20 protein-coding genes are annotated in these 21185 nt (G+C 68.5%); 3 read left to right on the top strand and 17 right to left on the bottom strand.

Going from position 1 to position 21185, the window contains the following annotated elements; translation table 11 throughout:
- The first annotated feature begins 62 nt into the window (after window positions 1-62).
- On the top strand, window positions 63-2384 hold the full coding sequence (locus tag ACSFBC_RS27720; protein WP_435513548.1) for a TonB-dependent receptor: 2322 nt from the start codon (window positions 63-65) through the stop codon (window positions 2382-2384).
- Window positions 2385-2803: 419 nt separating this feature from the next.
- Here ACSFBC_RS27720 and ACSFBC_RS27725 read toward each other — a convergent pair whose 3' ends face one another.
- Window positions 2804-3343 (bottom strand): GNAT family N-acetyltransferase, encoded by a 540-nt coding sequence (locus ACSFBC_RS27725; protein WP_435513549.1) that lies wholly within the window; start codon window positions 3341-3343, stop codon window positions 2804-2806.
- A 125-nt stretch (window positions 3344-3468) separates the two neighbouring features.
- Window positions 3469-3690: a hypothetical protein gene (locus ACSFBC_RS27730; protein ID WP_435513550.1), complete on the bottom strand. Its 222-nt coding sequence runs from the start codon at window positions 3688-3690 to the stop codon at window positions 3469-3471.
- Here ACSFBC_RS27730 and ACSFBC_RS27735 point away from each other — a divergent pair.
- Window positions 3671-3919 carry a hypothetical protein gene (locus ACSFBC_RS27735; protein WP_435513551.1) on the top strand — a complete coding sequence of 83 codons (249 nt, stop codon included), beginning with the start codon at window positions 3671-3673 and terminating at the stop codon, window positions 3917-3919. The genes ACSFBC_RS27730 and ACSFBC_RS27735 overlap by 20 nt on opposite strands.
- Here ACSFBC_RS27735 and ACSFBC_RS27740 read toward each other — a convergent pair.
- Window positions 3908-4516, bottom strand: a complete 609-nt coding sequence (locus ACSFBC_RS27740; RefSeq protein WP_435513552.1) for a trimeric intracellular cation channel family protein — start codon at window positions 4514-4516, stop codon at window positions 3908-3910. The genes ACSFBC_RS27735 and ACSFBC_RS27740 overlap by 12 nt on opposite strands.
- A gap of 286 nt (window positions 4517-4802) precedes the next feature.
- Here ACSFBC_RS27740 and ACSFBC_RS27745 point away from each other — a divergent pair, with 286 nt between their 5' ends.
- Window positions 4803-5828: an RNA methyltransferase gene (locus ACSFBC_RS27745; RefSeq protein WP_435513553.1), complete on the top strand. Its 1026-nt coding sequence runs from the start codon at window positions 4803-4805 to the stop codon at window positions 5826-5828.
- 65 nt (window positions 5829-5893) lie between these two features.
- On the opposite strand, the gene ACSFBC_RS27750 is transcribed toward ACSFBC_RS27745, so the two are convergent.
- From ACSFBC_RS27750 to ACSFBC_RS27815, 14 genes are all read right to left on the bottom strand, one after another.
- Window positions 5894-6955, bottom strand: coding sequence for a LacI family DNA-binding transcriptional regulator (locus ACSFBC_RS27750; protein WP_435513554.1), 1062 nt, complete (start codon window positions 6953-6955; stop codon window positions 5894-5896).
- Window positions 6956-7008: 53 nt separating this feature from the next.
- The gene (locus ACSFBC_RS27755; protein WP_435513555.1) at window positions 7009-8211 is read right to left on the bottom strand and encodes a fumarylacetoacetate hydrolase family protein; all 1203 of its coding nucleotides are present in this window, start codon (window positions 8209-8211) and stop codon (window positions 7009-7011) included.
- Window positions 8212-8979 (bottom strand): enoyl-CoA hydratase/isomerase family protein, encoded by a 768-nt coding sequence (locus ACSFBC_RS27760; protein ID WP_435513556.1) that lies wholly within the window; start codon window positions 8977-8979, stop codon window positions 8212-8214.
- Between the two features lie 25 nt (window positions 8980-9004).
- Window positions 9005-10150, bottom strand: a complete 1146-nt coding sequence (locus ACSFBC_RS27765) for an extracellular solute-binding protein (protein WP_435513557.1) — start codon at window positions 10148-10150, stop codon at window positions 9005-9007.
- Window positions 10147-11352: a CaiB/BaiF CoA transferase family protein gene (locus ACSFBC_RS27770; protein ID WP_435513558.1), complete on the bottom strand. Its 1206-nt coding sequence runs from the start codon at window positions 11350-11352 to the stop codon at window positions 10147-10149. Before ACSFBC_RS27770 ends, ACSFBC_RS27765 begins: the two co-directional genes overlap by 4 nt.
- Before the next feature lie 30 nt (window positions 11353-11382).
- Complete coding sequence (locus tag ACSFBC_RS27775; RefSeq protein ID WP_435513559.1) at window positions 11383-12561, bottom strand: ABC transporter ATP-binding protein; 1179 nt, start codon at window positions 12559-12561, stop codon at window positions 11383-11385.
- A gap of 51 nt (window positions 12562-12612) precedes the next feature.
- On the bottom strand, window positions 12613-13467 hold the full coding sequence (locus tag ACSFBC_RS27780) for a carbohydrate ABC transporter permease (RefSeq protein WP_435513560.1): 855 nt from the start codon (window positions 13465-13467) through the stop codon (window positions 12613-12615).
- Window positions 13467-14423, bottom strand: coding sequence for a carbohydrate ABC transporter permease (locus ACSFBC_RS27785; protein WP_435513561.1), 957 nt, complete (start codon window positions 14421-14423; stop codon window positions 13467-13469). Before ACSFBC_RS27785 ends, ACSFBC_RS27780 begins: the two co-directional genes overlap by 1 nt.
- A gap of 1 nt (window position 14424) precedes the next feature.
- Window positions 14425-15684, bottom strand: coding sequence for an ABC transporter substrate-binding protein (locus ACSFBC_RS27790; RefSeq protein ID WP_435513562.1), 1260 nt, complete (start codon window positions 15682-15684; stop codon window positions 14425-14427).
- Window positions 15685-15838: 154 nt separating this feature from the next.
- Complete coding sequence (locus ACSFBC_RS27795) at window positions 15839-16609, bottom strand: SDR family NAD(P)-dependent oxidoreductase (protein WP_435513563.1); 771 nt, start codon at window positions 16607-16609, stop codon at window positions 15839-15841.
- Between the two features lie 29 nt (window positions 16610-16638).
- Window positions 16639-17697, bottom strand: coding sequence for a LacI family DNA-binding transcriptional regulator (locus ACSFBC_RS27800; protein ID WP_435513564.1), 1059 nt, complete (start codon window positions 17695-17697; stop codon window positions 16639-16641).
- A gap of 46 nt (window positions 17698-17743) precedes the next feature.
- Window positions 17744-18916 carry an aldose 1-epimerase family protein gene (locus ACSFBC_RS27805; RefSeq protein ID WP_435513565.1) on the bottom strand — a complete coding sequence of 391 codons (1173 nt, stop codon included), beginning with the start codon at window positions 18914-18916 and terminating at the stop codon, window positions 17744-17746.
- The gene (locus ACSFBC_RS27810) at window positions 18913-19824 is read right to left on the bottom strand and encodes a sugar phosphate isomerase/epimerase family protein (RefSeq protein WP_435513566.1); all 912 of its coding nucleotides are present in this window, start codon (window positions 19822-19824) and stop codon (window positions 18913-18915) included. The genes ACSFBC_RS27805 and ACSFBC_RS27810 overlap by 4 nt, the downstream gene beginning before the upstream one ends.
- A 56-nt stretch (window positions 19825-19880) precedes the next feature.
- Window positions 19881-20987, bottom strand: coding sequence for a Gfo/Idh/MocA family protein (locus ACSFBC_RS27815; RefSeq protein WP_435513567.1), 1107 nt, complete (start codon window positions 20985-20987; stop codon window positions 19881-19883).
- Window positions 20988-21185 lie beyond the last annotated feature (198 nt).

Below are 21185 nucleotides of genomic sequence, written 5' to 3' on the forward strand. Positions count from 1 at the left end.
CACGGACTGCCGCTTACAGTAGCGCCCGAACCAACAGCAGGAGGCGACGCCTTCCATGACCCATGCAGATCAAGCAACGCGTTGCGCGTGGCGCATCACGGCGTCGCACGGCGGCCTGGGGCCTCGTCCTTTCCAGTGCCAGCATTGCCGCGGTCGCACAGCCTGAGGACCCGGCGTCGCTGGCGACGGTGACGGTGAACGCGCGGGGCCGCGACGAGGCCGCGCAGGCCGTGCCGGTGCCGATCACGGTGCTCGAAGGGCGCGACCTCGAGGCGCAGCATGTCGAGCACATCGACGACCTCGCGCAGCAGTTGCCGAGCACCAGCATCGCGACGCCGGACGCGCGCCGGATGAGCCTCGCGGTGCGCGGCATCGGCCTCAATCCGAGCAACGACGGGCTCGAGGGCAGCACCGGCGTGTATGTCGACAACGTGTACCTCGGCCGCACCGGCATGGCGGCCTTCGACCTGCTGGACATCGAGCGCATCGAGCTGTTGCGCGGGCCGCAGGGCACGCTGTTCGGCAAGAACACCACCGCCGGCGTGCTGAGCATCCACACGCGCCCACCCACCTTCGACACCGAACGCAGCCTGCAGTGGTCGGCCGGCCAGCGTGGTCTGGCACAAGGGCAGGCGATCTTTTCGGGGGCGCTGGCCGACGATGTGGCCGGGCGACTCCTCGTGTACGGCGCGCACGAGGGCGGCGCGATCACCAACCTCCACGACGGCGACAAGCTCGGCGGCGGCGACCGCTCCGGCGTGCGCGGACAGTTGCTGGTGCGCGGCAGCGACGGCTTCAGCCTGCGCCTGATCGCCGAACACCACCGTGAGCGTTCGAGCGCCGGCACCACCGTGACCTACGGGCTCGGGCCGGGCCTCGCGATGCAGCGCGCGCTGGCCGGTGGCGCGACCGGCATCGTCACCGACTCACGGCGGCACGAAGTCAACATTGACGGCGAGGAGTCGGTGCGCAGCGACCAGGACGCGCTGTCTGCCGAAGCACGCTGGAAGCTCGCCTCGGGCGCGGAGATCACGTCGATCACCGCCGCGCGCGACTGGCGCTTCACACGGATCACGAACGACAGCCTGAACATCCCCGTGCTGCTCGAAGGCGGCAGCACCGTGAATCAGCAGCAGGTGTCGCAGGAGCTGCGGCTGGCCGGCCCGACCGGCGGCCCCGTCGACTACGTGGTGGGTGCGTACCTGTTGCGCCAGCGCCTGCGCAATCAGGGTTGGACCGACTTCGGCCCGCGGGCCGACATCGTGCTGCAGGGCACCGCCGTGCCGGTGTTCGCCAATTCGTCCAGCATCAATTTCGGTGCGCTCGACACGCAGAGCCAAGCGCTGTTCTCACAAGCCACCTGGCATGCCACGCCGGAACTCGACCTCACGGCCGGGCTGCGGGTGACGCAGGAGGACAAGAAGGCGCGCATCGATCGCGACAACTCGACGGGCGGCTCGCGGGCGACCGCCTTCCTGCGCAACAACCCGCTGGTGCTCGGCGCCTACGACACTGGGCCGCTGCGCATCCGGCAGACCAGCCCGTCGGCGCTGCTGAGCGCGAGCTACCGCTTCGCACCGGCCCTGCTTGGCTATGCGAGCCTGTCGCACGGCGAGAAGTCCGGTGGCATCAACCTGGCCGGGCCAGGCGCCGCACCGGGGCCGCTGGGCGTGCAGTCGCTGCTGGTCGGGCCGGAACGCATCAACAGCCTCGACCTCGGCATCAAGAGCCGCTTTCTCGACGACCGCCTGCAGCTCAACATGAACGCCTTCGCGGCCGTCGTGCGGGGCTACCAGACGGCCTACCTGAAGCCCTCGGGCGCGGGGGTCGGCAACTACGTGCAGATCCTCACGAACGCCGGAGACCTGCGCTCGCGCGGTGTGGAGCTCGAGCTGAAGGCGCTGCCGATGCGCGGCCTGACGCTGTGGTCGAACGCGTCGTTCAACGACGCCCGCTACATGCGCTACGACAACGCCCCGTGCCCGTCGGAAGTTGCCATACCGCAGCCTGCGGCGCGCTGCGACTTGTCAGGGCGGCGGGTGGCCGGCGCGCCGCGCTGGATCCTCAACGTCGGCGGCGAGTACCGCTATCGCTGGTCACCTTCGCTGACGCATGCGGTCTCGGCCGCTTACGCCTGGCGGTCCGGCCAGGACGGGACGCTGGATGCGTCGGTGTATTCGCGCATGCCGGCCTACGGTGTGCTGAACTTCGCCACGCGCTGGGAACTGGTTCGCGGCAGCCAGCTCTGGAGCTTGTCGCTGTGGTTGCGCAACGCCATGGACAAGCGCTATTTTCAGGCGGTGACCGCGACCGCCAACGGCGCCTATGTCGCTTCCGTAGGAACGCCGCGGACTCTCGGCGTGACACTCCGCGTGGACTTCTGACGCGGAAAACATCGTTCAGCATCACCGAAGTTCGGACGCGGCGAATTAATACGCGGCATGACCTGCCCCCTCCCAGCTGTACCCGCGTAGCGGCAGCGAAGTCCTTCAACTCGGTGAGCCCTGGCTTCGTCAAACCGGCCTGACCGGGTACAGCACGATGACCTCGGAGGACGGCGCGAGGCCGCCAGTCCAGTACGCGCTGGAAAGCGAAGACTCAGCCCCCCTGATGAGTGCTGCAAGTTGTTGATTGAACCGGCTTTTCTTGCACCCGTATGGGTTTAGGTAGCTCTTCCGTGAAGAGCCACCAAGACAGCTTCCACGATAGCTCGCGGGAGTTCAGAAGCCCAAGGAAATCAGTACTTGGGGCTTTTTTTCGCTCGTGGAGTACCGAAGGAGTTCGGGCACATCCGGGCCCTGTCCTAAGTCTGTGCTGTCGCAACGAAGACAAAGTTTTCATATGCGACCTGCTCAAGAACAAACTGAGTGGTTCCGCGCATCATGAATCCCCTCTGCCGGTAGAACGCTTGTGCTCTAAGGTTGTCCGCCTTCACTGACAACCAGATGTCGTCAGCTCCAGTTCGCTCGTGAACCACAGCGCGAGTCTTCGCCAAGAGGGCCGTGCCGACGCCCCTGTGTGTGGAAGGCTCCTGCACGTAGAGCGTAGCCATCTCGGTGTCAGGACCTGATCCGAGCGGGCTGATGCAGCCAAAACGGGAAAGCGCATAGCCGGTCAGTGCCTTGCCCTCTTCCGCCACCAACAGGGCCACGGTTCTGTCAGTGCTTAACCTGACAAAATTTTCCACGCTGAATTCCGAGAGTACGAAGCGTGCAGCAGCCTGGTTGACGCCCGCCGTCGCATAGGTGCTCAGCCAGACCTGAATCGAAAGTGCAGCCAGGCTGTGGGCATCCGCCGATGTTGCGGTCCTGATGTGGAGTTGAGGACGCTCAATACGGACCATGGGACATCGTCGCTTTGCTGCAATCTTCCGGGCATATCGCTCTTGGCCCTATTCTGCCGTGAAGACGATCTCCGGCGCTGGACCGTTTACGGGATTTTCATTGGGGGAATTGACTTCCTTTCACTTCACACCTTCTGCTTCATCTCCGGCGCCTTGTTGATCTGCTTGACCTTCACATCCTGCAACTGCTGCTCCAGCCTTGCCATCTGTTCCATGAATGCCATCAATCGCTGCTGAGCCGCCTTCGCCTCGTCCAGTGTCTTGGCGTTCGCCATATCGACCACGGCGGCATTGATTGACTGCTGTAAGGCGCCGATGGCCGTCTGAATGCTGTTGATCGTGTCCATGGCCGTGGATGCTACCGATGAGTATGAAGTCGTTCCGTTTTCGCGCATGACCTTCATTCGCGGGGTTGCCTGTTCGGTACTGGCGATGGCGGGCTATGTCGTTGAGTTCGGCCTGGCAGGCCAACAGGACGTGCTGTCCCGACGAAAACGAAGCTCAACCCAAAGCTTCGTTGATGGGTTCATTGCTCGTCGGCAATGCCGATGGAACGCCGCCAATCTAGGTCGGTAGGCGCAGCACCGGCAAATGCCAGCCCTCGTAGATGCCGCCCAGCCGCAACATCACGATCAGCACTACACCTGCATGAAAGGCCCAGCGCCTTGATGTGCCAGCAGCCTGAAGTAATAGATAGGCTGCGATGCCCACGATGGCGGCGGAGCCGTAGATACCGCTACTCAGAAGCAGCGGAACGTGCGCAGTGAACACATCGCGCAGCAAGCCGCCTGCTGCGCCGGTCATCGTGCCGATCAGTGTCACGACGACTGCAGGCAGGCGTTGTTCTTCCGCAATCTGCGCACCAGTGATGGCGAAAAGCCCCAGTCCCACTGCATCAGCCAATGCCAGCGCATGCTCCGGCAACGGTCCGAAATGCACCCATGCGATGCCGACCGCGGTTGCCCCAAGAATCGCGTACACGTAACGCACGTCCCGGATCCAGAACACCGGATGGCGGTCAAGCAGCAGGTCACGCAAGGTGCCGCCGCCCACGGCTGTGACGGAAGCAATCACCACCACGCCCAGCCAGTCGAGCCCCGCGTGGCCCGCCGCCAGCACGCCGCTGATCGCGAATACGGCGACGCCGGCGAGATCGAAAAAATACAACAGCATGGCCCCTCAGCACAGTCTTGGAATGGCTCGGTCGGAAACGCGGATTCGCACGATCCGTGGCACGTTGTCGGCAGCGGTCTCGGCCAGCATGGGGACAGTTCCAACACGACAGTTAGTATCTGATTTCATCTCGCTTTTCTACGCAAGGTCCCGCGGCAAATGTCTGGTTCTGGCGGCGGAAGTCTATCCTCCGCGTCCCGGAGCTGACACTCCGTCAAGATGGAGCGGCCATGCGCTTACGAACCAAGAGTGAGGACTTGCAAGGCTTTTTTTTCCAGGGCAGCCCATGCAAATCCATGAACTGAGGCAACGGCTGCAGGACGCCGGCGCCGGCCCGCTGCACGAACACCGCATCCTGCGCATGTGGTCGCATGCGCGGCCGCAGGACAGTGGCCGGCGCCGACCGCACACCTTCTTCCCCGCTTCTCTGCTGGCCGCGATGCCGCGCATCGAGGCCGAGCTCGCGGGGCTGGCGCGCATCGACGCCGTCCATCCCGGGGCCGACGGTTCCGAGCGCCTGCTCGTGGCGCTGGCGGACGGCCAGACGGTGGAAAGCGTGCTGCTGCCGCGCGGCGGCCTGTGCGTCTCGTCGCAGGTGGGATGCGCGGTCGGCTGCCAGTTCTGCATGACCGGGCGTGACGGGCTGCTGCGCCAGGTCGGCAGCGCGGAAATCGTCGCTCAGGTCGTGCTCGCGCGCCAGCGTCGCGCCGTCACCAAGGTGGTGTTCATGGGCATGGGTGAACCGGCGCACAACCTGGACAACGTGATGGAAGCGATCGAGCTGCTCGGCACGGCGGGCAACATCGGCCACAAGAACCTGGTGTTCTCCACCGTGGGCGATCCGCGCGCCTTCGAGCGCCTGCAGCGGAGCGCGGTGAAGCCCGCGCTGGCGCTCTCGCTGCACACGACCGACGCCGCGCTGCGCCGAACCCTGCTGCCCCGCGCGCCGCACATGTCACCCGAGGAACTGGTCGCGGCGAGCGAACGCTACGCGCGCGCCTCCGGCTACCCCGTCCAGTACCAGTGGACCCTGATGGACGGCGTCAACGACAGCGACGAGGAGATCGAAGGCATCGTCAGATTGCTGGGCGGCAAGTACGGCGTGCTCAACATGATCCCTTTCAACACGGTGGACGGTGTGGCCTTCCACCGCCCGCAACGGGAGCGCTGCGAACGGATCGCCCGCACGCTGCTTCAGCGCGGCATCCTGACCAAGCTCCGCTACTCGGCCGGGCAGGACGTCGATGGCGGGTGCGGCCAGCTGAGGGCGCGGGCCATCGAGGCGCGCGTGGTGCTGCATCGGGGGACGTGAAGGCCTGCGCCCTGACGCGCCGCCGGGGCGCCCCTCCGGCCGCGTCGGGATGACGGAAGGCGCCATCACGCACTCCCGCGCGCCACCAGTTCGAAGCCCAGGTCGACCGTGCGCGTCTCGGGCATCTCGTTGCGCAGGCGCCGGACCAGGATGCGTGCCGCTTCCTCGCCCATGCGGACGGTCGGCACCGCGATGGTCGTGAGGCCGGGGTTCAATTCACTCGCGACCTCGTAGTCGCCGAAGCCCATGATGGCCAGTGTCTGCGGCACCGCGATGCCCTGGCGCTGGCAGGCGAGCAAGGCGCCTGCGGCCAGCAGATCGCTCGAGAACAGCAGCAGGTCGCTGTCGGGATGGCGTTCGCGGGCGGTGTCCAGCAACGCCCGGCCGCTGGTCATGGTGTAGGGCAGGTCTTCCGCCACCACGGTGCGCGGCACGAAGCCCGGGTAGTGCTGTGCCACGCCCGCCAGATAGCCGTCCAGCCGCTCCCGTGCGCGGTCGTCGCCGGGGCGCAGCGAGCCGACGAAGGTCGGCCGGGCATAGCCGCGCCGCCGCGCGTAGGCCACCGCCTCCGACAGCGCCGCCTGGTTGGAAAAGCCCACCAGCTGGTCGATGGGCGTGTCGGTCCAGGCCCAACTCTCGACCACCGGGATCGCGGCGCGCGCAAGCATGTCGCGCACCGCGTCGGTGTGATGCGTGCCGACCAGGAAGAAGGCATCGGGCCGGCGCCCGAGCAGGTTGCGCACCACGGCCTCTTCGCGCTCGTGGCTGTAGTCGCTGTGGCCGATGATCACCTGGTAGCCCGCCTGCAGCAGCACGTTCGACAGGCCCTGCAGGGTCTCCGCGAAGATCGATGCAGCGATCTGCGGGATCACCGCCGCCACCGTCATGCTGCGGTTGGAGGCCAGGTGGCTGGCCGCATGGTTCTGCACGTACTGCGTGGCGCGGACCGCCTCGCGCACGCGCTCGACCGTCTGCGGCGAGCAGCCGCCGGGCTCGCGCAGCACGCGCGAGACCGTCTGCGCCGACACCCCGGCCACCCGCGCGACATCGGCCATGGTGACCGAGTTGGTGCCGAACCGGCGGCGGGTCTGGCGCTTGTCGTTGTCTTTGTCGTTGTTGTCGTTCATGGGCGGGCCCCGCATTTTGCCGCCAACCGGCAGCACGCTGCGGAGCAGCGGCCTCATGCTGCCGTGCCCAACAGCCCCCGCGCGGCCAGGTTGTGCATCAGCGCGCCGATGCCGAAGGTCCACGGCGGAATCACGTCGCTGCGTCCCACCCGGTTGACCAGCGTGCCCAGCCGCTCCGCATGGATCGCCACCCGGTCGCCTACGTGGTGGGTGAAGCCGGCGCCCGGTGCATCGCGGTCCTGGATGGGCGCGAACATCGTGCCGCAGAACAGCAGGATGCCGTCGGGGTACTGGTGGTGCGCGCCCATGGCATGGCGCACCAGTTCCAGCGGATCGCGGCTGATCTGCGCCATCGAGCTTGCGCCCTCGAGCACGAAGCCGTCGTCCTCGCCTTCGACGCGCAGCGACACCACGGTGGTGCGCACGTCGTCGATGCCGAAGTGCGCGTCGAACAGGCGGATGAAGGGGCCGATGGCGCAGGCGCCGTTGTTGTCCTTGGCCTTGCCCAACAGCAATGCGCTGCGGCCCTCGAAGTCGCGCAGGTTGACGTCGTTGCCGAGCGTGGCGCCCACCACCTGGCCGCGCGCATCGACCACCAGCACCACCTCGGGCTCGGGGTTGTTCCAGGTCGAGCCCGGATGCAGGCCGACCTGCACGCCGGTGCCCACCGAAGCCAGCGGCGCGGCCTTGGTGAAGACCTCGGCGTCGGGTCCGATGCCGACCTCGAGGTACTGCGACCACAGGCCCTGCGCCAGCAGCACCGCCTTGAGCCGGTCGGCCTCGGGCGAACCGGGGCGGATGCCCGAGAGGTCGTCGCCGACCACGGCCACGACCTGGCGGCGCACGGCTTCGGCACGGCCCGCGTCGCCGCGCGCCTGCTCCTCGATCACGCGCTCGACCATGCTGGCCGCGAAGGTCACGCCGGCTGCCTTCACCACCTGCAGGTCGTTCGGGGCCAGCAGGTGCCGGCGGCCGATGTCCGGCCCGTGGGCAGCGGTCTCGGCCAGCCAGTCGGACAGCGGACCGAGCGCGCGGCCTGGAGCCGAGCGGATCGCCTCGGCGGCGTCCTGGCGGTCGAGCAGCGCCGACATCGTGGGCGCCAGCGCGCCGATGTCGAACAGTTGCCCCTCACGCACCGTGACCAGCGTGGGCCCGCCGCCGGGCCCCGGCACCCAGACGCGGCCGACCAGCAGCGCGCGCTCGGCATCGCGCGGCAGCGTCGCCTGCACGCTCAGGGAGTCATGCCATGGCTGCATTCAACACCCCCTGAACTGTGCAGGACGGCGTGCCTTGAAGGCCGCGCGGCCCTCCTTGGCGTCGTCGGTGGCGAAGCACACGGTCTGCAGGTCGCGCTCGTACTGGATCGCCATTTCCAGCGGCATCGCGTAGGCGGCGCGCACGTTGGCCTTGGCCGTCTCGACGGCGATCGGCGGCCGGCTCGCGAGCGTGGCAGCGATGGCCTGCGCGTGCGCCAGCAGCTCGGCCGCCGGCACCAGTTCGCTCACCAGGCCCCATTGCAACGCCTGCTGCGCGCTGATCGGGTCGCCGCCCATGAGCATCAGCGATGCGTTCGACGGCCCGATGCTGTGGGCCAGCATGTACGACATGCCGCCGCCGCCGATCCAGCCGAGCTTGACCTCGGGCGCACCGAGCTTCGCGTGGTCGGCCGCGATGCGGATGTCGCAGGACATCGCGGTCTCGAGGCCGCCGCCCAGCGCATAGCCGTTGATGGCGCAGACCACCGGCTTGCGCAGCGCGCGGATCGCGTCGCAGTAGTCGGGCCGGTTGCGGAAGGTCCAGGGCGAGTCGTAGCCGTCGAGCTCGGCGATGTCGCTGCCGGCGCAGAAAGCCTTCTCGCCGGCGCCGGTGATGACCACGGCACGCACGTCGGCGCGCGCGTTGCAGTCGTTCACGTGCGCCACCAGCGCATCGGCCATCTCGGGCGTGACGGCATTGAGCTTCTCGGGGCGGTTGAGGGTCAGGGTGGCGATGTGGTCGCGCACCTCGAACAGGATGTGGTTCATGGCGAGTGCTTTCAAAAAGGGAAGGTCAGACTTCGCTGCCTGCGGGACGGCAACGTGCGTACAGCGCCTGCAGCGCGGCCAGTGCGGGCGCGGCCGCGAGCCGGTCGGCCAGTGCGCCGCGCACCAGCGCCGAGGCCTCGGTCTGGAACGGGATGTAGCCGGGGTGGCGCGGTCGCACGATGGCCTGCTCGAGCGTGGCCTGCGTCTGCGCATAGAAGCCGTTCCAGGCCGCATCGACGCGCGGGTCGCTCCACGCGGCACGCGCACTCGGCTGGCCATCGGCGAAGGGAATGAAGTCGCACTGCATCGCCGGGCTCATCAGCTGGGCGAGATGCTGGCGCAGCGTGTCGTCCACCGTGGCGCGGCGGCTCACCGCCAGGCCGGTGCCGCCGAGCGTCGAACCCAGCCGGCCCTCAGGTCCGGCCGGCACATCGCCGAAGCGCAGCGGTTGCCGGCCCTCGCCCGCCACCGCGTAGTTGACGTAGCCGTAGACCAGCGGGCAGTACACCGCTTCGGGGTCGCGTGCCATCGCATCGAGGATGCCGATCGGGTTGAGTCCGGCCCAGCCGCGGAAGGACAGCGCGTGCAGCGCAGTCAGCAGCTCCCACGCCGCGACCGCGCCTTCGCCCGCGAACAATCGGCCGGGGTCGTGCGCGGCCGGTGCATCGCCGTGCGCGGCCGCCATGCTGAACAGCGTGAGCGCGGCATGCGGCCCGGCCAGCGAGAGGCACACGGGCTGCCGCGCTGCAAGCGCGAGCACCTCGGTCCAGTCGCGCGGCAGGGCGCCCTCGAGCCGGTCCTCGCGCGCCACCGCCACCTGCGTGGCCGCGTCCAGCGGCAGCGCCCATTGCGTGCCGGCATAGCGGTAGCTGTCGAACGAGCGGCCGATGCTCTGCGCGCGCCAGCCCGCGAGCGTGGCCGCGTCGAACAGCGATGCGAGCGGCTGCAGGCAATCGCCGGCCACCGCATCGCCGATGTGCGGATGGTCGAGCACGATCAGGTCGTAGCGCTCGGCGAGCGCCTCGATCGGATGCGACTCGAACCCCTCGAGCGGCTGGCGCTCCCATGTCAGGTCCAGCCCGTCGGTGCGCGCGCGCTGCGCGGCGCGCTCCAGCGCGACATAGCCGCGCGGATGGTCCCAGGTCAGGCCACGGTACGCAGGCTGGGTCACAGCGTGTCTTCCCCGATCACCTTGGCGCGCATCAGCGCGTCGATGCGCTCCGCGCCCCAGCCCAGCTCGCCGAGGATCTCTCGCGTGTGCTCGCCCGCGAGCGGCGCACCGCGGCGCACGCTCGAGGGCGTGCGCGTGAACTGGATCGGGAAGCCCGGCGTCTTCACCTTGCCCTCGGTCGGATGCTCGTACTCGACGAAGGTGCCGTTGTGCACGATCTGCGGATCGTTCATCACGTCGGCGTAGCCGTACACCGGGCCGGCCCAGATGTCGGCCGCGCGGAAGGCCTCGAGCCAGTCGGCGGTCGTGCGGTGGCGCAGCCGGTCGCGGGTGATGGCGAAGATCTCGTCGCGCCGCGCGAAGGTGTCGCGCTCGTCGTCGAAGCCGGCCAGCTCGGGCGCCTCGATCACCTGCGCCAGCGCCGCCATCTTCGGGAAGGCCAGCGCCAGGAAGCCGTCCTGCGTCGCGAAGACGCCGTACGGCGCACGGATGTAGACGTGTGCATGCGGCTCGGCCGTGCGCTCCTGCGGCTTGCCCGCCACGCTGAACACCGACAGCTCCTGCATCTGCAGCGCCACGATGGCGTCGAGCATGTTGACCTTCACCAACTGGCCTTCGCCGGTGCGCTCGCGGTGCAGCAGCGCGGCGATCACGGCCTCGAAAGCGGTCGAGGCCGTGATGGCGTCCACAAGATACTGGCCCGCGGGCGTCGGCGGCTCACCGGCGCGGCCGGTCGACAGCATCGCGCCGCTCATGGCCTGCAGCAGCAGGTCCTGGCCGGGCCAGAGCTTGTAGGGGCCGTCTTCGCCGTAGCCCGACATCGACACGTACACCAGCTTCGGGTTGATCTTCGACAGCGTCTCGTAGTCCACGCCAAGGCGCTGCGCCACGCCGGGCCGGTAGTTCTGCAGGAACACATCGGAGGTGCGCACGAGTTCGTAGAGCGCGTCGCGGCCCTCGTCGTTCTTCAGGTCGACGGCCAGGCTGCGCTTGTTGCGGTTCAGCGAAAGGAAGGACACGTTGATGCGGTTGCCGCGCGCGCCGCCGGCCGAGACGTGGCGCTGCCATTCGCCGGTCACGGGCTCGACCTTGATGACGTCGGCGCCGAGGTCGCCGAGCCGCTGGGCGGCGAAGGGGCCGGCCATGGCGATGGAACAGTCGAGGACGCGGAAGCCCTCGAGGATGTTGGATGGTTGGGTCATGGAGTGCTTGACGGGTTGGGGGAATTCGTTTCACTGCACCTGGCGCGGAGCGAGCGCCAGGTTGCGGCCGGTGGCGGCGTCGAACAGCACCGCCTGCGCGAGGTCGAGGCCGACCACCACCGCTTCGCCGGCGCGCAGGTCGGTGTAGCCCGGCAGGGTCACCATCACGTCGGCGCCGGCGTTGCCTTCTTCTTCGTGCAAGGTCTGCGCGTCGGTGAGGCTCACCGCCACCAGCGACTCGGCGCCCACGTGCTCCACCAGCGACACCGTGCCGGCCAGGCCTTGCCCGCCGCGCGCCACCGTGAGCGCGTTCGGCCGCACGCCCAGCACCGCATCGCCGCCCTGCGCGTTCGCCAGGCCCTGGAGCTGTACCGGCATGGCCATGCGCGCAGCGCCGATCGCGAGCGTCCGGTCATCGGCCTGCACGCGCAGCAGGTTCATCGGCGGCGTGCCGATGAAGCGCGCCACGTAGAGGTTCGCCGGCTGCTCGTAGATGTCGCGCGGGGTGCCGAACTGCTGCACCACGCCGTCCTTGAGCAGCGCGATGCGGGTGCCCATGGTCATGGCCTCGACCTGGTCGTGCGTCACGTAGACGAAGGTGCCACCCACGCGCTGGTGCAGCTTGGTGATCTCCGAGCGCATGGTGGTGCGCAGCTTGGCGTCGAGGTTCGACAGCGGCTCGTCCATCAGGAACACCTGTGGCTGGCGCACCATCGCGCGGCCCAGCGCCACGCGCTGGCGCTGCCCGCCGGAAAGCGTGCGCGGGAACTTGTCGAGCCATTCGGTCAGCGCCAGCGTGCGCGCGGTGCGCTCCACCAGTTGCGAGACTTCCGGCGAGCGCTCGATGCGCCGCTTGGCCATGCCGCCCAGCAGCGGGATGTGGAACCACCAGCGGTGCTGCCGCATGATCAGCGGGAACGCGATGTTGCGCCGCACCGTCATGTGCGGATAGAGCGCATACGACTGGAAGACGAAGGCGATGTCGCGCTCGGTGGGCGGCAGCTCGTCCACGCGGCGCTCGTTGATGTGGATCTCGCCGCCGCTGATGCGCTCGAGCCCGGCGAGCATGCGCAAGAGCGTCGACTTGCCGCAGCCCGAGGGGCCGAGCAGCACGAGGAACTCGCCGTCGGGCACGTCGAGCGAGACGCCCTTCACCACCTGCTTGTCGGCGAAGTCCTTGGTGATGTCCTGAAGCTTGATGGAGGCCATGGGCTTCTCCTTTTCTGTGTGTCTGTTGTGTGCTGTGGAAAGGTGCGGCGATCAACCTTTGACGCTGCCGGCGGTCATGCCGGAAACAACGTGGCGTTGCACGACGAGGTAGAAGGCCACCGCGGGCAGCGTGTACATCACGCCCACGGCCATGACCGCGTCGAGCGGCGTGCTGAGCTCGCCGATGAAGCCGGCCAGCCCGACCGAGGCGGTGTGCAGGCGCTCCTCGGTGATCAGCGTCTGCGCGAAGACGTACTCGTTCCAGCCGTGGAAGAACGAGATCACGGCCGCGGCCGCGAGCGTGGGCGCGATCAGCGGCACCACCACCTGCAGCACGATGCCGATGCGCGAGCAGCCGTCGATGCGCGCGGCCTCCTCGACCTCGATCGGCACGCCGTCGATGGCGCCCTTGAGGATCCAGGTGATCACCGGCACGGTGAAGGCGGTGTTCGCCAGGATCAGGCCCGAGAGCGTGTTGAGCAGCGACATCTGCGAGAAGATCGCGTACAGCGGCACCACCAGCATCGCCTCGGGCAGCATCTGCGTGGCGAACAGGCCGAAGCCGATGGCGCCCTTGCCGCCGAAGCGGAAGCGCGACAGCGCATAGGCCGGGAACACCGCCAGCGCGATGCTCAGCACCGTGGTGCCGATGGCCACCCAGGCGCTGTTGAGCAGCCAGGTCGCGACCGGCTTGATCGCGAACACCTCGCCGTACACCGGCAGCCGCGACAGCGAGGGCAGCATCTGCGGCCGGTCGCCGAACAGGGCGTCCGACGGCGTGAGCGAGGTCACGAGCATCCAGTAGATCGGGAAGGCGGCGGCCCCGAGCAGGGCCAGCACCGCGAGCATGCGCAGCGCATGGCGCATGGACATCGCCGGCATGGCGACAGAGGCAGCGGCGCTCATCAGCGGGCCCCCTGCTTCTCGGCGCGCGCCGTGTAGCGGAAGTACACCAGCGTCACCGCCAGCGCGATGACCACGCCCACCATGCCCACCGCCGCGGCCTGGCCGAGGTGGTGGTTGACGAAGGCGCGGCGGTAGAGGTCGATCACCAGCGTGTTGGTCGAACCGACCGGACCGCCCTGCGTGAGCAGCCAGATCAGGTCGAATCGCCGCAGCGACCAGATGGTGGAGAACAGCGCCAGCAGCGCCACCGACGGCCGGATGGTGGGCCACACCACCGCCTTGAACACGCTCAGCCGATCGGCGCCGTCCATCACGGCGGCTTCGCGCAGTTCGGACGGCACGCCCTGCAACGCGGCCAGCAGCACCACCGAGGCGAAGGGGAAGATCTGCCAGATGGTGGTGATCAGCACCGCGGGCATCGCATGCTGCATGCTGTCGAGCCAGTTCTCGTTGCCGGCCTCGATGCCGAAGAAGCGCAAGGTGTGGCCGAACACGCCGTACTGCGCGTTGTAGATCCAGATGAAGATCAGCGCCACCGCCACCGGGGGCGCGGCCCACGGAATGGTGACCAGCGCGCGTGCGATGCCGCGGCCACGGAAGGGCGCGTCGAGCAGCAGCGCCGATCCCAGCCCCAGGCCGATGGCCGCAACCACGCAGGCGACGGTGTAGAGCAGCGTGGTGAAGATCACCCGGTGGAAGTCCGGGTCGCTCCAGAGGTCGGCATAGTTCTGCAGCCCGACCCACTGGCCGCCTGCCGGCGAGAGCAGCGAGGTCGAGGTGAAGCTCAGCATCAGCTCGCGCAGCAGCGGGTAGCCCTGGAACACCAGCAGGTAGAGCGTGGCGGGCAACACCAGCGCATAGGGCATCAGCCGATGGCCGTCGAGGCGGTTCGAGCCGCCGGCACGAACCGGTCGGCTGGCCACGGCCTTGCCGGTGGAGGGAAGCACGGCCGTCATGTCAGCGCTTGAGCACGCGCGTCAGCACGGTCTGCTGCGCATCGTTCATGGCCTTGGCCGGATCGACGCCGCCCTGCAGCACGCGGATGACCTGCTCGATCACCACCTGCTGGATCTCCGGCGCCTTCACTTCCAGGCCCTGCGGCAGCGCGGGCACGCTGTGGGCGGTCTGCTGGTCGTAGACCGTGATCCACGGCCACTTGGCGACCTCCTCCTCGGAGCGCGGCACGGCGATGGCCACGCTGGAGGCGCCGTGGATCGATTGCAGATCGCGCTGCGCCTCGGGCGTCAGCATCCACTTGAGGAAGGTGCCGGCGGCCGCCTTGTTCTTGCTGTTGGCGTTGATGCTGATCGGCGCCAGGATCATGCCCTGCGCGCGCGTGGGGAAGGGCGACGGGCCGGCCCCCACGTCGAAGCCCTTGGCCGCGGTCGCCAGGTTGGCCGCGACGCCGCCGTTGTCGATCTGCATGGCGATCTTGCCTTCGGCGAACATGCGGCGGTAGGTGGCGGCATCGGCGCCCTTGGGCGTGGCGGCGGCGTCGTACATCTTCTTGTACGCAGCCACGCCCTCGATCACCTTGGCGCTGTTGATCGTCGGGTTGCCCTGCGCGTCGGACCAGCGGCCACCGAAGCCGTAGACGTAGTTGCAGAGGTCATACCAGAAGCCGCCGCGCTCGGCCATCGTGGCGCGGTAGGCGTAGCCGTAGTTGCCGGCGGCGGTGGCGGCCTTGGCCGCGGCCACGAACTCGTCGAAGTTCGCCGGCGCCTTGCCCTTCAACAGGTTCTTGTTGAAGACCATCGCGTAGTTGCTCACCTCGAATACCACGCCGTAGCGCGCGCCGCCGACCTTCATGTACTTGTCGGGACCGGTGAGCGGGAAGGCGCCGTCGGCGATCACGTCGTCGATGGGCGCCAGGCGCTTGGCGTCGACCGCGGCATAGAACTCGGGCAGGTCGAAGCGCACGAGGTCGGGGCCGGCGTTGCCGCCCATCTGCGTGAAGATCGTGCTCGAGAAGGACGAGAACGGGATGGTCACGGGCTGGATCTCGACCTTGTCCTGGCTCTGGTTGAACTTGCCGATCCAGGCCCGCATCTTCTCGCCGCGCGCGGGCTCGGCGAAGCTGGCCGCGGCGAAGGTCACGATCTGCTTGTCGGCCGCATGGGCGCCGCCCGTCGCGGCCAGCGCGAGCGTGGCGAGGCCGGCGAACCCGGCAAGGCGCGCAAGGGCCGCGCGGCGGTCCTGCAAGAGGCGGTGGTTCATGCTTCTGTCTCCTGGTCGGCCGTGCGGCCGGTCACGTCTGTGCGTTGATGGAAGTTGAATTAGCGCTAACTGTTAGCGCTAACAATTCGCAATGTAGCCTGACATCCGCACGCGGTGCGCGCGGGATTTCCCTAGCTTCGCGGGAGGACGCGGGTCACTGCATGACCCAGCCGCCGTCGATGTTCAGCGTCTGGCCGGTGACGAAACCGGCGCCTTCGGAAGCGAAGAACAGCATCGCGTTGGCAATGTCCTGCGGCGCGCCGCGGCGCTTCACGGACTGGTGCTCGAGCACGAAGCGCTCGTAGCCCTGCGGGTCCGGATGGATCTTCTCGGCATCGGTCGGGAACGCGCCCGGCGACACCGCATTCACCGTGATGCCGTGCGGCCCGAGCTCGCGCGCCATCGCGCGCGTCATGCCCAGGAGCGCGCCCTTGGAGGTCACGTAGGGCAGCAGCAGCGACCAGCCGCCGTACAGCGTGATGCTCACCACGTTGATGATGCGGCCGTGCTGCTGGCGCTTCATGTGCGGCAGCGCGGCCTGCACGCAGACCAGCGCCGCGTCGACGTTCACGCACTGCACCTGGCGGTGGTCCTCGATGCTGTAGTCCTCGATGGCGCGCGAGGGGTAGACGGCCGCGTTGTTGATCAGGACGTCGATGCCGCCGATGGCCTCGAACAGCGCCGTCAGTTGCAGGCCCAGGCCGTGCGCATCGGACAGGTCGCCGCGCACGAAGCGCACCCGTTCGCGCACCTCGGCCGGTTCCGTGCTGCCGGCCGCGAGCAGCCGCTCGCCCTTCGCGGCATCGATGTCGAGCGCGTGCACCTGTGCGCCGGCGCGGGCGAAGGCCCAGGTGATCGCGGTGCCGAGTCCGCCTGCGGCACCGGTGATGAGCACCTTGCGGCCGGTCATGTCCATGGTCGTCATGTCGTCTGAGAAAGAGTGAAAGGAGCCCTTCAGGGCAGGTTCTCGCGCACCGCGATGCCGGCGCGTATCGGCTCCACGCCGGCGAGCGCATCGCGCCCGGCGCGCAGGTTCGCGAAGATGCGCACGCAGTTCATCACCTCGGTCTGCGGGTTCTGGTTGATGACGGCGTCGAGCGTGCCGTCGATCAGCATCGCGCGGGTGTCGGGCGTGATCTCGTGGCCGACGAACACCACCTTGCGTTCGAGTCCTGCCTCCTTCAGCGCCCGGCCGATGCCGTCGGAGGCGCCGCCGATGTTGTAGAGCGCGACCAGGTCCGAATGCTGGCGCAGCAGCATGCGCGCCTGCAGGTAGTTCTGCTGCGCGTCGTCCTGGCCTTCGCGCAGGCCGACCACCTGGAGCGCAGGGAACTGCTCGGCCAGCACGTCGAGGAAGCCGAACTCGCGCTCCTCGTGGCCGCGGTAGCTCAGGCTGCCGGCGATCAGGCCGACCTTGCCGCTCTCGCGGCCCAGCATGCGCCCGAGCAGGTAACCGGCGGTGCGGCCCGCCGCGCGGTTGTCGATGCCCACATAGGCCGCGCGGCGGGAGTCCGGCAGGTCGGACAGCAGCGTGAGCACGTGCACGCCCTCGGCCACCAGCGTGTCCACCGCCTCGCGCACCCGCGGATGCTCGAGCGCCACGAAGGCGATGCCGTCGCATTGCCGGCCATGGCGCAGCAGGCGGGCCGCGAGCACCTCGGCGTCGAAGCCCTCGATCGCCACGCGGCGGCAGCGCACGTTGAAGGGTTCGAGCTGCTTCTCGACGATCTCCACATGGTCGCCGAGCATGCGGATGAACTGGTTGGTGCCCGCGGGCAGCATGAAGCTCAGCGCCATCGGCCGCGGCCGGATCACGCGGTGCAGGTTCTCGTCGGGCAGGTAGTGCAGCCGCGCGGCCGCCTTGACCACGCGCTGGACCGTGGCCGAGCGCACGCCCTTGCGCGCATGCAGCACGCGGTCGACGGTGGCCTTGGACACGCCCGCTTCGCGCGCCACGTCTTCCAGCCGCGCGCGGCCATGGCCCGCCTCGGGCGTGGGGGTCGGATCGTTCATGCCGCCCAGTATTCCCGCTGCGGCCGTGTCGCGCATGCGTTCCACCTCAGTCCCATCGGCCCGTGATGGCCGGGTACTCGGCCTCGGGCTGGTCGCAGATGGCGCGCACGCGGGCCTCGAAGGCATCGATGTCGCCGCGGCCGTCGAGCACGGCGAAGCGCGTGGTGTAGCGGCGTTCGTCACCGTGCTCGAGCCAGATCAGCTCGCCGCGCTCGCGCGCGAAGGGCTTGCCGAGCACATGGTGGGTGCTGGGCTCGATGCCCATCGCGTACTGGCCCTTCTGGAAGTTCTGCCACTGGAACTGGCAGGGGAACTCGTCGCGGTTGACCTCGACCGACAGGCCGATGCCGCGCCCGCCGTCGAAGCCGTCGTTGACCAGACCGACGGGGATGCGGCCCTGCGCATCGGCGGCCATCGCATGCTCGTACACCTGCTCGTGGAAATCGTGGCGCGGCCCGGCCTGCGTGCGGTAGCCGGCCGACTGGCGGCGCAGCGCGTCGGCGTGCGCGGCCCAGGGCGTGTGGCGTACCGGCGCGATGTAGCGGCTGCCCTCGTCGAGCACCGGATGGCCGACGTTGATGTGATAGCAGAACATGTGCGGCGTGCGGTAGAAGCCGTGGTTCACCACGCGGTCGTGCAGCGTGAATGCGCGATCGCCCACGCGGGCCTCGATGCGCCGCACCAGGTGCAGGTCTTCGCCGAACACGGTCGACTGCTGGATCACGCCTTCGCACCACAGGATGCATTCGTCGCCCTCCCAGCGCTCGCCGTAGCCGGTGAGCCGCGCGGGGATGTTGGCCACGCGGCCATGCAGGCCGCTCTTGACCACCTCACGCGGGCCGTAGTGGTAGTGGCCGGCCGGGTCGCTGTCCATGAACAGCGTGTGGTCCAGTCCGCAGGTCACGAGCAGGCCCGAGAAGGAGCGCAGCCAGCCCAGCCCGCCCTCGTCGGCGTTCTCGTGCAGGCCGGGGTGGCGAAAGCCGGTGGGCGACTGCCAGCCGATGGCCGCGCCGCGGTACTCGCAGGCGCCGACGTCCATCGCGCGGTCGACCAGCACATGGAAGGCGAAGCCCGCACCGGTGCGGAACTCCAGGCAGCGGATGCCGCGCTCCACGCCGTCGCCCAGCGTGACCAGCCGCACGCCCGCGAACTGCGACAGCATGCCCGCGTGCTCGCGCAGCGACTGCCGGGTGTAGTTGCGACCGTGCAGCTGCGTCACGCGCCGGCCTCCTGCAACTGGGTGTCGAGGAATTTCTTGGCACGCGGCACGTCGGCTTCGTCGAGGTGCTCGATGATGATCGGGATGTTCGGATGGTGCTGCGCCAGCCGCTGGAGGTAGAGGCCGTAGTTGAGTGCGCCCAGGCCGGGCGCCGGCAATTCGATCTCGCCCACGCCGCGGAACTGGTGCGCCTCGGAGGCGTCGATGTCGGCGAACTTCTCGCCCTTGTCGGTGCCGCTGCTGCGCTTCACGTCCTTGGCATGCGCGATGCGCACCTTGTCGCCGAGCGCGTCGAACATCTGGTTGAGCACCTGGTCCATGCGGTCGATGTTGTGCGTCTCGAAGTAGTTGGTCGGGTCCATCAGCAGGCCCAGGCCCGGATGGTTCACGTCGGCGAAGAGCCGCAGCGTTTCCTCCACCGACCCGATGATGTTGTTCACGTAGGTCTCGACCAGGAACATCGCGCCGTGGTCGTGCGCCTCCTGCGCCAGCTCGCGCACCACCTTCACGCAGTCCTCGTAGGCGCGCTCGGTCTTGTTGTCGGGATGGGAGGACCAGTCGCTTTCGGGGTTGACGGTGCCGGTCTCGCTGATCACGTAGGGCGTGCCGCAGTCGCGCGCATGGCGCAGCGTGGCTTTCAGGTAGTCGTTGCGGCGCTTGCGCTCGGCCGCGTCGGGATGAACGATGTTGGTGTACGCCGAGATGCAGCTGATCGGCAGGTTGTGCGCGCGGAAGGTGTCGCGCACGCGGTGGCACTTCTCGCGCGTGATGGACTCGGGCGTGGAGAAATCGATGTCCTTGAATGCGAGGTCCAGCTGCACCGTGTTGAAGCCCTGGGCCTTGATGCGGCGCGCCGATTCCTCGAGCGCATAGGGAAAGTAGCCGCTGAAAATTCCGACTTGAATCATGTCGCTTGTCTCCTGTGGGTGGTTCTGCAAACGCCGCCGTCGGCGGCCCGGGGGTTTCAGCTGCCGTATTCGGACAGCGCGACGGCGCGCTTTTCTTCGAGCGAGCGGTAGCCCGCTTCGACCAGCGCCATCGTCTTCACGTTGTCGGCCACGTCGAGCAGCGGCGGCTCGCCGCTGTGCAGCGCCCATTGCAGCTGCTCCATCACGCCGGCGAAGGCCTGCGGAAACCAGCGCGTGGTCCATTGCGGCTGCAGCCATTCACCGCCGGTGCCACCCGGCGTCTTGCGCGAGGCGTAGCGCAGCGTGCTCGGGCTGCCGTCGGGGTAGTCGGGCCAGCCGATGGTGCCCTCGGCCACGCCCTCTGTGCCTTCGACACGCCACTTGATGTAGGTGTCGGACGGGAAGCCGTCGCCATGTGGCCCCGTCCAGACGTCCTCGAGGCTCACCGCCATCACGCCGCTGCGGAAACGCAGCGTCGAGCACACGATGCCGTCGCGGTGCGTGAAGTCGGTGCGCGGGTCCGGGCGCGCGGCGGTGTAGATGTCTTCGGGCTCGCCGAACAGGAAGCGCAACACGTCGAGGTGGTGCACGCTCATGTTCGCCAGCGTGAGCCGGCCGTAGCCGCGCAGGAACTCCTGCCAATGCGGGATGGCGCGCATCTCGATCGTCGCGAGCACGGGCGCACCCAGGTCCCCGCGATCGAGCAGCTGCTTGAGCACCCGCATCGACTGGTCGAAGCGCATGTTCTGGTTGACCGACAGCAGCTTGCCCGCGCGCTTCGCCTCGTCGGCGAGTGCGCTGGCGGTGGCGAGGTCGAGCGCCAGCGGCTTCTGCGCGAGCACCGCCTTCACATGCGGCTGCGCCAGCGCCAGGCGGATGAGCGCCGGCTGCAGGTCGGGCGGGTAGGCGATGTCGACGATCTGGACCTGCGGATCGCGGATCAATGCCTCCGGGTCGTCGTGGACCGTGGGGATGCCGTGGCGCTGCGCGACCGCGGCCGCCTTGCTGCGGGTGCGCGAGGCGATGGCCACCACCGGGAAGCCGGCCTCGCGGTAGGCCGCGAGCTGCACGTCCGCCATGATGAAGCCGGCACCGATGGCGCCGATGCGGAACTCGCGACAGCGGATCGGTGCGTCGGGCACCAGGCCTTCGAGTCCGCTCATCGCGTGCGCCCCGGGGCGCGAACCCCATGCCGATGCGGGGGCCGCTCGGTCCGTTTCTTCATGCTTGTCTCCGTTCTTCGTTGAAGCGAATCGGGGCAGTCGTTGTGCTGCCTTCAACGGAGACTAAGGGACGGCGCCCCCGAGCTCAACGAACGGTCATGAGGCGTTTTGAGGTGATTGAAGCGTTCGGCCGCCGAG

It is taken from the genome of Variovorax frigidus, assembly GCF_051216515.1.
Taxonomy (GTDB): domain Bacteria; phylum Pseudomonadota; class Gammaproteobacteria; order Burkholderiales; family Burkholderiaceae_C; genus Variovorax.